Origin of the sequence: Pseudomonas sp. PLMAX (assembly GCF_046042685.1) — a bacterium.
Classification (GTDB): domain Bacteria; phylum Pseudomonadota; class Gammaproteobacteria; order Pseudomonadales; family Pseudomonadaceae; genus Aquipseudomonas; species Aquipseudomonas putida_AE.
This window is the reverse complement of sequence record NZ_CP064950.1, coordinates 517,667-530,565: the sequence shown is the minus strand read 5'-3', so window position 1 is coordinate 530,565 and position 12,899 is coordinate 517,667. Positions and strand designations below refer to the sequence as shown.

The following is a 12,899-nucleotide window of genomic DNA, read 5'->3' as shown; positions in this document are numbered from 1 at the left end:
CTGGATCCGTTTAGACCTGATTTTTGAAGTCAACGCCCAGCCCCAGGCAAGCAAGCCACAAAATAATAATAAGAGTGGTGTGACAATGGTACATGGCGTATCCAAAAATGCGGATCTCGACCCCAATTTAATGGGGCGGGAGATTCGACCACTGCGATACCGCATTGGCGACACGTTCGCTTTTGCGGGTGGCCCATTAGTCATGTTTTTTGGCTTTTTATCAGCCGTCGTGACCTTCGGAAGTATCGTCGGGTATGGTGGCGTTAGTTCGACATCAGACCTCCTGATATTCATCAGTCTTTTCCTGTACGGGATGGCGAAGAAGTACGAGCGGAAGTACCCGCTGCGTCGGCCAATCGACCCTGATAGTCCAGATCCTAAAACCGGTAAAGTCGGTGATGGTCTCATCCTTATTGGTAACGATCATATTACCCAGGAAGCCGTATGGGTAAGTAACGACGATGCACGGACGCATATGCTAGTTATGGGTTCGACCGGAAGCGGGAAGACTCGATTCCTGCTTTCTTTGTTCTACCAAGCCCTGTTGATGGGTTCTGGCGTAATGTACGTCGACGGAAAGGGCGATACTACGGTATTTGGTCTCGTATTCTCCATGGTTAGGCGCCTAGGGCGTGAAGACGACCTGATGGTGATCAACTACCTGACTGGCTCTAAGAGTGGCAATACAGAGGACGACGGAACACGACTCTCAAACACTAACAACCCGTTTGCTTATGGCCCAGCCGAAACTTTAAGGTCGCTGATTGTCAGCTTGATGCCTGACAGTGGCGGCGACGACATGTGGAAAAACCGAGCGAGTGCGCTGCTGGCAGCTGTGCTCCAAACCCTTGTATACCTGAGGGATTCCGGTGAAATCAACATGGACGTGGGCACGATCCGTGACTCGATGCCACTCGACGTGATCTTTGATTTCACCCAGCGTGAAGATCTACCAGAGATTGCAATTACACTTCTGAATAAATACCTGCTGGAACTTCCAGGCTTTAACATGGAAGAGGCAATGGGCGGAAACATATCGCCTAAGTGCTATGAGCAACATGGCTACCTCATTATGCAGCTAACTGGTGTACTATCAGAGCTGTCATCTACGTATAAACATATTTTCGACGCACCCCTCGGGGAGGTGGACTACAAAGATTTGGTCTACAACAGAAGAATCCTTTTTGTTATGCTCCCGGCCCTCGAGAAGGATCCAGATGCTCTTTCTGGTCTTGGTAAGTTGGTGGTTGCCGGGGTGCGAAGTGCACTTGCTCCAGCACTTGGTGAAAAGGTTGAAGGTTCGCACGAAGAAGTAATGGATGCGAAGCCAACAAACTCCAATGTTCCCTTCTTACTTATTATGGATGAGTACGGCTACTACAGCGTGAAGGGCTTCTCGGTAGTTGCTGCGCAGGCCCGAAGCCTGGGTATGAGTGTTGTTTTTGCGGGGCAGGATTTCCCTTCATTTAAGAAGGGTTCCGAGGACGAAGCTAAGTCGGTAGTTGCAAACACCAACATTAAAATCTTCATGAAGTTGGAAGATAGTGGTGAAACTTTGCAACTAGCAGTTGATCGTGGTGGCGAGGGTGAAACAGCCTCTACTTCTGGTCATGAGATGAAAGGCGAACTGATCTCTGGGTACGCCGATACTCAGCAAACTCGCTCGGAAAGAAGGAAGCGAATCAACGTGCGAGATCTGGTGAACCAAAAGCCAGGTGATGCTCACGTAATTTTTGCTGACCTGCTGGTTAGGTGCAAACTCTATTTCACCGAGCCGCACAAGTCGCCCGAGTACCGTATCAACAAGATGCTGATGGTCAGGGCTCCGAGCCGCGACATGGTCAAGAGGATCAACGACTCACGCACCACCATCAGCAAGCTGTTTGAGCAGGGCAATGATGCGAATCGTGTAAGAGGCCTGGAGCTGGATAGCGGCCTTAAGGCGCTCTTCAACGCCTACCTGGTAAGCATTGAGCGCAAACAGGATCCTGTACTGGCCAGCCAGATCGCATTCGGCATGATGGAGCACAAGGAGCGTCTGCTGGACGAAGACTTCGTTCGGGCTCTTAAAGGCGATGAGCCAAGCCAGAATCAACAGCCAGCCGGCCAAAGGCCGAATGCAACGATTAGCCTGTCCAAGGAACCTGTTGCGGCTTCAACCCCGGCCCAGACAGCTGTTGAGCGGAAGGCAGAGGCGGTGCTGACTACGACGGAGCGTAAAGAGCCGCCTAAGCGCAACGAGGCTCTGGAGGAGGTGGTTCAATCTGGTCTGCCATTCATGAGGGCCCCAGACGGCGCTGATAACGCCATAAGATCGGCGGCGAAGGAAATCTCTCTGTCCTTGTCGGATATCATCACCGATACCGTCAGAGAGCAGATTGAGGCGTCTCCAGTGCCTATGTCGCCTGCCGACCAGGAACAAGCACTGCCGATCAACCAGTTGGCCAGGATTGAGCGTGAACGCGGCCTGAGCCCTGCTGAGGCAATGAGTGAGGCCAAGCGAGGCATGGAGATCATCGACGAGAGGATCCAGTACCCAGCAGAACCTCAGCCTCAAAAGCTCTCGACTGAGAACGTGCGCAACACCCTGGAGCTTATGCTCAGGCAGATCGAGAAGAACAAAGGCAGCAACTGAGACCATCAGTGAAGCGAGCGCCCTCCGGGGCGCTTTTTGTTTGGGGTTAAAACAATAGGCATAAAATGTCATTTTGCCTTGATTCTTCAGGGCTTCAGCTGGGATAATGGGCCATCAATTGCTTGAACAGAGAATTAGAAATGTCTGATAAACGAGAGATTGTTGGCAGCCTTGCAGCACTACGCAAAGGCGAGACAAAAGGCTTCGTCGGCTACCCGCAAAACTACGTGGTTGGCCAGAGCATCGAGACCAGCTTTATCCAGGGCGTAGACCAGGCCGGCGAACCCTTTACGCTGATGGTCGTACCCCCGGAGCGTTACATCGAAGCTGCAAAAACCGAGTCCGATCTGATCACCCCGACTGTCGCACTGCTTGCAGACACCGGGCGCCGGGCGCAAATGCCTTGCAATGCATCGACCGATAACTCCGCAACTGTTCGCACCGGTGGTGCTTTCCTCGCTGAGCAGGTAACTGTTGTCGACGCTGAAAAGCGCCTGTACCGCTCCAACTGGCTGTCTGTGCTGCAGGAATTCGACGACTCGCCACAGTGCCGCCTGGGTGTTGGCTACCTGGAACAAACGTTCGTGATGCCGTTCAACGCGGATGTTGAGTACAAAAAACAGAAGCTGATCCAGATGAATCAGCAGTTGCTCGCTGCGGCGGCGATGGATACCCCTCCTGAGCAAATCGACGGAATCGATGTACTCGACTACGAAGCTGAGCGCTTCCAGTTGGTCATGGATCTGTACCGGGGCGCCTCGCGGAAATGGTTTGTCGGTGTTGACGTCCAGTACCGCCGTATTGAAACGCTTGACCTGAGCAACGAGGCGAAAGCCCGTGCAACGATGCTGGAGCTGATCGACAGCAACAGCGGTCATGGCATGTACGGTGGGCTCATCATGCGCCCGGTCAAGGCTGGTCGCGACAGCATGATCGTCCAAGCCGACAGTGTGCGCCGTCTGAATCACCAGTACGACTACAAGAACAAGTCCGTTCCACCGGTAACCAGGGTTTGGGACGATTTCATCGGCAAGGGTTCAGGCTGGCTGAAGGCTATGCGACGTGATGGTTTCGAAATTGAAGTCATTCCCGTACAGCGTATCAACTGCGGCCCGAAATCGAACGCCAAGTACGACAAGGAATGGCAGAAAAACGTCTTTCCGAAACAGCTGAAGTCTTATGTCGACCAGTCCTTCTACAACTCGCCGCACCTGAACTTCTCCAACCAGAACGCGTTCCTTGCAGCGCCAATCGCAATCCGGACGGCGGAAACCAAGGAGCTGAAGGATATCCTGCTGGGCAGCATGCACCAGTTCGGCAAGGTGATCGGCAACGTCCTGGAGCTCGATAAGGAATGCCGTCGTACGCTGGAGCTGAGCGCCCCGGTGATGCCGCGTGAATTCACGCCTCGTCGTGCAGCAGAACCGAGCCCTGAATATTAATCAGGCAGAGTAAGCGAAGCCGCCCTACGGGGCGGTTTTTTGTTTCTTGTGTCAGTTTGTCAATTTAGTTGAAATGTTTGAAATCACAGGCTAGGATGGCGTTCCTTCGGGGGAGGATCCCCCATTTTTAGAGCTAGAGTACTGAATATGAGCACCATCGAATCCCGCGTTAAACAAGTCGTCGCCGAGCAGCTGGGCCTGAAGGAAGACGAAATCAGTCTGGAAGCACACTTCTCCGAAGATCTGGGTGCTGACTCCCTGGACGTCGTTGAGCTGGTAATGGCGCTGGAAGAAGAGTTCGAAGTGGAAGTGCCTGACGAAGAGGCGCATGCCCTGACCAACGTAAAAGCGACCATCGAGTACATCGAGAAGCAACAACAGGCCGCTTAAGCCTCCCCGATGCACCAAAGCCGTAGGACGTGAGAGCGCCCTGCGGTTTTTCGGTTTCTAAGAGTCGTAATTTCCTTCCCTGGAAGGCCTGCTCCTAACGGAACTACGCGCATCGGAAACCCGATTTTTCAAGGGTTTTCGCTTGCAATGAAATGTATATATTGACAGAATCGCGGCCAAAGTATGACGCGACGTCGAAGCAACGGCTTAACAGCACTGTTGAACAATTATCGGATTTCGCAGGGCTCGAGGAGAGAGACATGAATTTGACTGTGCAGGATGGTGGTGTTACCGACGACGGTGCTGTGATCAAAGTCATCGGCGTTGGTGGTGGTGGTAACAACGCAGTGCGATACATGGCTGCAAACAGCATTGAAGGTGTGGATTTCATCTGTGCCAACACAGATGCACAGGCACTGCGGGGCGTTGGCTCGACAAAGACTATCCAGCTCGGCGCTAACCTTACGAAAGGCCTGGGTGCCGGAGCAAACCCTGATATCGGTCGAAAAGCGGCTGTTGAAGACCGTGAAAAAATCGTTGAGGTTCTGACCAATACGGACATGCTGTTCATCACGACCGGCATGGGTGGCGGAACGGGGACAGGCGCAACCCCGGTTATCGCAGCTATCGCCAAAGAAATGGGAATCCTGACCGTCGCGGTAGTCACCCGACCTTTCCCGTTTGAAGGCAAAAAACGCGGAGTTCTGGCGGACGCCGGGATCAAAGAGCTGTACGACACTGTTGACTCACTGATCACGATCCCGAACGAAAAGCTGCTTGAACTGCTGGGCAAAGATGCATCTCTGATTTCTGCTTTCGCCAAGGCGGATGATGTCCTGTGCGGTGCGGTGCGCGGTATTTCCGACATCATCAAGCGCCCAGGCATGATTAACGTCGACTTTGCCGACGTCAAAGCCGTCATGAGCAACATGGGCTTGGCATTGATGGGCACTGGCACAGCTACAGGGCCCAACAGGGCGCGTGAGGCCACTGAAGCTGCCATCCGTAACCCTTTGCTTGCAACGGTGAACCTGAAGGGCGCCAAGGGCATCCTCGTGAACATCACTGCAGGCCCCGATCTCTCGCTCGGCGAGTATTCGGCTGTAGGTCAGATCATCGAAGACTTCGCGCACGACGATGCGGTAGTTAAGGTCGGCACGGTGGTCGATCCGAACATGCGTGATGAGCTGCACGTGACGGTGGTTGCTACAGGATTGGATCTGACGCCAGTGCCTGAAAAGCAATCTGCCGCCAACAGTATTCCCGCTATCCGCCCGAGCCTGGCACACGCTGAGACCGAACAGCATGCTCGCCCCGCCCCGCAGCCAGCCCACCAGCCTCAGCCTCAGCATTACGAGCAACCAGCCCGTACGTTGAACCCTGGCTCGTACCAGCCCCACAGCGAGCCCCGTTCTCGCGGTAATCATCACCCGCACCTGCCCCAAGAGCAGGATCAGTGGGAGCAAAACTCGATTACCAAGCCTGCGACGACCTTGGATCTCGATTACCTCGATATCCCTGCGTTCCTGCGTAAAAAGCAAGAACAGGTTTAACATCTGAAGTGAAAAAGCCCAGCAGATGCTGGGCTTTTTTCTGCCTGGAGAATTACGCGGCTTCTGTTGGTTGCCCGGCGTCGAGCTCCATCTCGGCCTGGCGGATAGACCCATAGGCGAAGTCGAGTGTTACCACCGGCAGTTCATCCTGCATCTTCTGGAACAGCTTATAAACCTCACGCTTGAGGGCAAGATCCGGCTTTTCGTTGGCAAAAGAACGGAGGTGAATGCCCGTACGGATCAGTTCCGACTCTTCAAGGAACGCACGCCACAGATTGTCGATGGCCATCAGGTGGTATAGCCTGCAAGCGTCAGCGTCCTTCGAGATGCCTTGTGGAATCCGCGCAGTCAGGTCGAAGTTGATCCACTTGTTCAACTCATCACGAAGGCGCTTCTCCTGGAAAATTTCGCCGGCACACATCCCGTAGAGATTGTCGAACCAATGGCCGGCTAGTCCCCACTGCTGGAGCTTGGCTTTGAGCCCATCCAGATCCCAATCACTTTCCTGAGTGACGAAGTCGTCGCAATAGACGGCGAGCAGTCGATCTACGTTCGGGCCGACTTGTTCCTTGATCAGCGCCAGCGCTTCTTCGTCAGTCAGCAGCAATGTTTGCTTGCGGATGGCGTAGATAACCTTGCGGGGCATATCGATCACGGAGTCTTGTCTAAGTCCGTTCTTGCGAGAATCGTAGTAGATCGACTGCTTGAGCCGCTGAGCCTTCAAGATCGCGTTATCAACCATGCTGTGTTGAACGCTGTCGCCTTCACCAACCCCGACCCTACCGAAGAATGCCTTAAGCGTGTCTCCGCCGAAATTCTGCATCAGCGGGTCTTCGAGCGATACATAAAACTGGCTGGTACCAGGATCGCCCTGGCGCCCTGACCGACCTGCGAGCTGTTTATCCAGCCGGCGATCATCAAGTCGCTCCGACCCCATCACAAACAGCCCTCCAGCATCCAATACTTGCTGGCGCTGGGAGGTGATGACCTCATCAGGCGTTTCGTCTTCCAGGACAGCCGTATGCCCACCCAGAATGATGTCCGTTCCCCGGCCAGCCATACTGGTAGCAATGGTGATCGCGCCCAAACGGCCAGCTTGTGCGATGACAGAGGCTTCTGCTTCGTCCTGCTTGGCGTTAAGCACGCTATGCGGCAGTTGTGCAGCTGTGAATCGGGCGGAGAGGATCTCGGAGTCCTCAACGCTGCCGGTACCGATGAGGATCGGCTGTCCGGTCGCGTGAATCACCTTGGCGTCCTCAACCATCTGGTTGAGCTTGGCCTCCTTGGTGGTAAAGACCAGGTCAGAAAGATCCTTACGGATAAGCGGCTTGTGTGTGGGAATGGGAATGACGTTGAGCCCATAGAGATCCTGGATCTCCTTTGCCACGGTTGCTGCTGTGCCGGTCATTCCGCTTACGGTGCTGTACAGGCTCATGTAGTTGGCCAGTGCGATGCGGCCAAGCTCGATGGTCTCAGCGCAGATGGCGACTTGTTCTTTGCACTCAATCGCCTGGTGCACACCTTCACCCCAACGCTTTCCCTTGGAGAGCCGCCCGGTTTCCTGGTCGATGATCACGACCTTGCCATCGCGCACGATGTAGTCTTTATCGCGGTGGAAAAGCAGACGAGCTTTAACCGAGGCGATCAATGCCCGCCACAGGTAAGACTTCGATGGCTGCCACAACTCGGCTGCTGTTGCGATCAGTTCTTTGGCAATGAAGAACTCTTCGACTTTAGAGATAGCCTGCTCAGAGACGAAGGCGTCCTGGTGTTTGTTATCGATACCAATGTCTGAACCGATTTCGTGTTTATCGAGCAGCGTGCGCTCAAGCTGCGTGCGAGTGTCCTCTTTCACCGCCTGGTAGGAGAGGGTGGCCACAAAATCCCTGAGATCCGTCCAGAGGCTTACGTCGAGCGTGCCCTCCCCGGACAGAACCAGCGGGGTGCGGGCTTCATCGATCAGAATGGAATCTGCTTCGTCGATGATGATGAAGCCATGTGTCAGTTGCAGCAGCTGGTTGTAGTCGTAGACCAGGTTGTCTCTGAGGTAGTCAAAGACAAACTCGCTGGACGTGCCATAGACGACAGAGGATTGATAGGCCTGGAGTCGCAGCTCCTTACCCATCGACTCATTGATGTAGCCTGTAGAGAGCCCCAGGGCCTCATACAGCGGCGAAAGCCGAATGGCGTCACGCTTGGCTAGGTAGCTGTTGACCGTCATCGCACGGGCGCAGCCGTGAAGCCCATGCCAGGCCAGCGCTAAGGCAGCGGTAAGGGTCTTGCCCTCGCCAGTGGCCATCTCAACGATCTGGCCATCGCACATCGCCAAGGCGCCTACGATCTGGACTTCATAGGGACGCATCCCCAGAAAACGGTCGGACAGCTCAACAACGATGGCGAACGCGAGCAGCAGGGCTTCCCTGTCTGTGCGACCTCGAAGGTTTTGGAAATTCTGGGTAAGAGACTCGGACGGGATGCGAGTCATCGAGCGGCTTTGGGTTGCTACGTATTTGGCTTCGAGGGTGTAACGCTTAAGACCCCTGCGGTTTGGAGACAAAACCCCTGTAGGCAGAATTCGCGAGAAGAATTCGAGCATTGGTACCCCTATGGGTTTCCGTGGGAAAAAGTGAGTTTATGCCAATAAACAATTGGCGTAAATTGACGGATTGACCTTTCGAGGGCTAGACAATATATTGTAATTCTTCTCAGAAGGTCGGCCCTTTGTGGGTTTCGACCTTGATCACAAGATAGCTTCCATAAGGAGGGGCGGGGTTGGGGCATTTACTGCCAGGCTATCCCTACCTCAAATGCTCTTGAGGTTCCCGCGAGACCAATGAAAAAAATCCTACTTGCGTCGGTTTTGCTCAGCCTTTCCATGAGCAGCTTTGCCGAAGTCATCACCCCCGTCTCCGAAATCGAAATGCGTGACCCGATTACGCGCCAGATGCAGAAGCTCAGCCCTGAAGACATGACCAATGCTGAAAAGGTCATGACTTACGTCGCCCCTATCGATGGCTCCCATGACCTGTACAAGGTCTACGTGGCCAATGGTTACATCCCCTTCCATGCAATGCTCTTGACCAACTGGGACGTCACCCAGGGTCTGCGCATCCTGGCCCCGAACATTCCGGAGAACCCACAGCTTAAAGCGAGAGTGACTGCGCTTAAAAATCAGTACAAACCAGCAAATTAACCTACAGGAAATACCCCTACAATGTCTCTGAACCACCCTATGCTCGGCACGATGCTGCAGTACCAAGAAAAATTGAACGACGTTTTCGATCCTGCCTGGCGTACCAACCGCCACAGCTACCTGCGTGCTGCGGCTGTCGAATGCGCTGAGCTGGTTGACGACTACGAGCATCACGGCCTGCGATCTGCCATGGTGGAATGCAGCAAGCTGATTGAGCACTCCAACTACAAGTGGTGGAAGAAAGCATCCAGAGACGAGCAGCAGCTGAAGGCCGATCTCAAGCGCATTCTGACTGAAATGCTTTCCACCTTCACATCGCCTGCGGCGTTGAAGGCAAGCTGGGACGAAGAGCCGACTGAAATTGTGTTTGACGGCACGACCTACCAGATTCAGGAAATGCCAGGACTGGAGCTGATGGATCTGTTGATGGGTCTGTGTGCTCAGGGCCGGGTCAGCTTTGCTCTGTATCGTGCTGTTTGCCGCAAGGTGCTGCCTGACGAAGCGTGCCCTGAAATCAACGCAGAAGATCCGCCAGAATTCAAAGCCGCTCTCAAGTCGCAGATGGACATCAAGCAGATGATGCTTGAAGTGGTCGACATGGCCCACTTCCTCCTGAGCGAGATCGCCCGCGCCGAAAACGAGCCTGAAGCCGCCCGACTCAAACTTCTGTCGCTGTGGAGTGATAGCACCTCCACGATCCAGTTTGACGGCCAGAGCTACACCTTCGATGACATGGACGCCGCCCAGCGTATGGATCTGATGGTTGCGTTGTGCTGCGCTCGTAAAATCAACTTCGAGCTGTATCGCCGGATCATGCAGGACATCGGCCTGAGTTTTGCCAGCCTGTATCGCATGTACGCGGCCAAGAACGTCCTGAACCTGTTCCGCCAGCATAACGGGGACAAGCAGGGAACCTACATCAAGATCTGGATGGGGCGTGAAGACAACGTTTACCTGGCAGACCTGATGGAGACCTGGACGGAGGAGGAGGGCATGGATGTGCTCTACGCTCGCCTGAAGGATTGCTACGTCGAGTTGGCCCTGGGTGGCCAGGCCTAACGGCAATCAATGAAAAAGGCGCCTCTGGCGCCTTTTTTCTATCGCAAATCTGGTCAGATCGCCCAGGGTGCAAACACCGCGCACCAGGCCTTATCCGCACCGCCAGAGGCCGACACTCGTTTCTTTTTGACGTTGAACGAGCAGAGTTTTTTAACGGCTTGCTTGCAACCGCATTCGCCTTTGACAACGCCGGCGCCCAGCCCATCCTTCACGCTCGAAAAGCAGCCCAACAGGTCAGCTGCAGGGTTTTGATTTTCCTCGTAGCCGCTTTTGGTCTGTTCTTCTTTCTGACCGGTCGGATCGTTGTAGTTTTTGATCCCCAGGCAGGACATGTCCGCCATAGCAAACAGCGGGAACAGACACAGGAGCGCAGTAGCAATGATTTTTTTCATGGTGACCTCGGCGGGTGGCAATACATGACGATTATTGCAGAGCCGCAGAGGTGCCTCAAGCATGCTCAAGGCAATAGATTGGCAATATTGGATTTTGGAAAAGGCGGGCGCGAGGTTCACTGAGGCATTTGCTATGGCAAATGAAGCCACGAATATTGCAGATGGAGCCAAACGTGCAGGTCACTGGCCCTGGATGACCTGCACGTAAGTGATTGAAACGAACCTTATTCTTAAAGCACGCCAGTCACGATGAGCGCGGTAATGCCTAGTGCGGAGAGAACGATTGCAGGCCCTGCTGGAACTCCTGACTCACCAACAATAGAAACAAATAGCCCGCGTTTGATAAGACCAGATTTGTATACAAAAAAAGTAGCGATCAGCAGTGGAATCACGGGGATTACCATCCACCCAATCTTTGGCCCAAGAAGTGCGCCGCACAGGCCTATCAAGTGAAAGTCTGCATAGCCCATTCCGTCCTGACCGCGAACTAAGGAGATCAGTTTAAAGGGAATCATGATGGCGAAAAATGACGTCATGTGAAAAGCAAACGATTGGCTTACGTTTATCCAATGCGGGCCCATTGCCAACGTGTAGACAAGTATTAAGCCACTGAACAACAATCCATCTGGAATGAATCCCTCAGTTGCATCTATCCAGGCAGCTAGGCACAGCACCATGAGAGCGCAACCAAGAACAAGGCCGTACATCGAAGGCCCTACCGTCATGGCTATTGAAGCAAAAATGATGGCGCCGATCAGCTCAAAAGCGAGGTACTGGAATTTGATTGGCCTAGAGCAGCAAAGTGACTTGCCGCGAAGCATTAGCCAGCTGACGATGGGGATATTGAGGTACAGAGGGATTGGGGTATTGCAGTGTGGGCAGTGTGACCTGCCCGACATCAGGGATGGCATTTCGACGGGGGACTTGAATTTCAGCGATTGACGCTTCAAGTCCCTCAACCACATCCAGAGTGCGGCTTCACCGTCATTTTTAGCAATTTGATAGGCGGGCCATCGAAGCGCTAAAACGTTGAAAAAGCTACCGATAACCGCACCAATCAAGACAAAGAACACGGTGTAACCTAAGGGTAGCCCTTCGTACAGCGGCAGATCAAAAAGAGCCATTTCTCACCTGAGGGGTCGAAAGCTGCGATCTCATTTGTTGGTGGAGTTCAGGCCAAACATTTGCGACAAAATGCTTAGCAAGCGGGTGCCGTGAATTTCGATGACGCAGTGGGTTCGCCTTGCGCAGGACGAGTTCGAAGTGCTTCTCCTGGCGAGGAGTACGAATCTTCCCGGTTTCAGCAGCGCGTGTGTAAAGCAGTTCCTGGATGCTTGCATCCCACTGTTCAGCCAGCGCCGGCATGCCTGTTTCGAAGATGCGAGCCTTGTTTTCTTCAAGCAGTTCAGCCAGGACTTCAAAGTCGTTTTCCTTGAAGTAGCTGCAGATGCTGTCGAACATCCCACCCTCATCCAGGGGCATGTCCCAAACGCTCACACGGTCGAAATCGAGGATCGTGGAGAGTACCAGGGGGTCAGCGATATCCTTGATAATGCCGTGGAAATCGTCGTGGTAGAATTCGGCTGCAGCAAGCTCCCCGACCTTAATCGTCATAAGCTTCCTGCCCACCGCCACGGTGGTATGAATGTTAAAATCCGTGCTAGTGTGAGAGAACTGCTGCATTATCTCTAATCCAAGTAATATACCGTTTTATACCCAGATGCCCCGAAAGTGTCAACAATAATTGGTATAAATTCAATGATTCCAACACAGTTGAAGCTCGGATACATCGTTGAAGAGACGAACCAGCTGGGCTCATCGCGCTCTAAGCTGTTCACAAACTGCGCCTGGCATGCTATGGCTGAGTGGCTGGTAAAGGCCTCACGCCCTGTAGGCTTCAGGCCAGGCACGAAGCTTAGCGATGGAGACCTTACACTGGAGGTGACAGGGGAGTCACTGGTGGTGGACGCCGCATTCCTTTCGCTAGTAGGCGTCTTCCGGTGTTACGGCGAAGAGGTGCGCAGTATACGCATTTCGACAGAAGTATCTATGTCTGATTCAGACGCTTATTACACAGCAGGAACTTCCAAGGCATATTTGCAAGAAGACTATCACGGCGCAGTTATGAAAATGCGGGATAAGCTCATTCGTTACAATTATGATCAACTAGATGCGGGATATATCCTCACCCAGTTTGCCGCGAATGATCATCGACACCCATTTTGGAAGCCACGA

General features: G+C 53.5%; 9 protein-coding genes and 1 pseudogene. 6 read left to right on the top strand and 4 right to left on the bottom strand.

Annotation, left to right across the window (positions count from 1 at the left end; translation table 11 throughout):
* The first annotated feature begins 85 nt into the window (after positions 1-85).
* The 4 genes and pseudogenes from DKB71_RS35330 to ftsZ all read left to right on the top strand — a co-directional run.
* Entirely contained in the window at positions 86-2,635 is a 2,550-nt protein-coding gene (locus DKB71_RS35330) for a type IV secretory system conjugative DNA transfer family protein (RefSeq protein ID WP_408601239.1), read from the top strand.
* 140 nt (positions 2,636-2,775) lie between these two features.
* Positions 2,776-4,077, top strand: coding sequence for a hypothetical protein (locus tag DKB71_RS35325; protein ID WP_408601238.1), 1,302 nt, complete (start codon positions 2,776-2,778; stop codon positions 4,075-4,077).
* Positions 4,078-4,224: 147 nt separating this feature from the next.
* Positions 4,225-4,467, top strand: a complete 243-nt coding sequence (gene acpP / locus DKB71_RS35320) for an acyl carrier protein (protein WP_408601237.1) — start codon at positions 4,225-4,227, stop codon at positions 4,465-4,467.
* Between the two features lie 260 nt (positions 4,468-4,727).
* Positions 4,728-5,684 (top strand): annotated as a pseudogene (gene ftsZ / locus DKB71_RS35315) (cell division protein FtsZ); the annotation flags it as partial.
* Positions 5,685-6,072: 388 nt separating this feature from the next.
* Here the strand turns inward: ftsZ and DKB71_RS35310 are convergent.
* Positions 6,073-8,616 carry a hypothetical protein gene (locus DKB71_RS35310; protein WP_408601236.1) on the bottom strand — a complete coding sequence of 848 codons (2,544 nt, stop codon included), beginning with the start codon at positions 8,614-8,616 and terminating at the stop codon, positions 6,073-6,075.
* Positions 8,617-8,853: 237 nt separating this feature from the next.
* Between DKB71_RS35310 and DKB71_RS35305 the strand changes: the two genes are divergently transcribed.
* Entirely contained in the window at positions 8,854-9,213 is a 360-nt protein-coding gene (locus DKB71_RS35305) for a hypothetical protein (RefSeq protein WP_408601235.1), read from the top strand.
* Between the two features lie 21 nt (positions 9,214-9,234).
* Positions 9,235-10,272, top strand: coding sequence for a dUTP diphosphatase (locus DKB71_RS35300; protein WP_408601234.1), 1,038 nt, complete (start codon positions 9,235-9,237; stop codon positions 10,270-10,272).
* 53 nt (positions 10,273-10,325) lie between these two features.
* Here the strand turns inward: DKB71_RS35300 and DKB71_RS35295 are convergent, their stop codons facing one another.
* From DKB71_RS35295 to DKB71_RS35285, 3 genes are all read right to left on the bottom strand, one after another.
* Positions 10,326-10,664 (bottom strand): hypothetical protein, encoded by a 339-nt coding sequence (locus DKB71_RS35295; RefSeq protein WP_408601233.1) that lies wholly within the window; start codon positions 10,662-10,664, stop codon positions 10,326-10,328.
* A gap of 230 nt (positions 10,665-10,894) precedes the next feature.
* Complete coding sequence (locus DKB71_RS35290; RefSeq protein ID WP_408601232.1) at positions 10,895-11,788, bottom strand: prepilin peptidase; 894 nt, start codon at positions 11,786-11,788, stop codon at positions 10,895-10,897.
* Positions 11,775-12,347 (bottom strand): hypothetical protein, encoded by a 573-nt coding sequence (locus tag DKB71_RS35285; protein WP_408601231.1) that lies wholly within the window; start codon positions 12,345-12,347, stop codon positions 11,775-11,777. The genes DKB71_RS35290 and DKB71_RS35285 overlap by 14 nt, the downstream gene beginning before the upstream one ends.
* Positions 12,348-12,899: the final 552 nt, after the last annotated feature.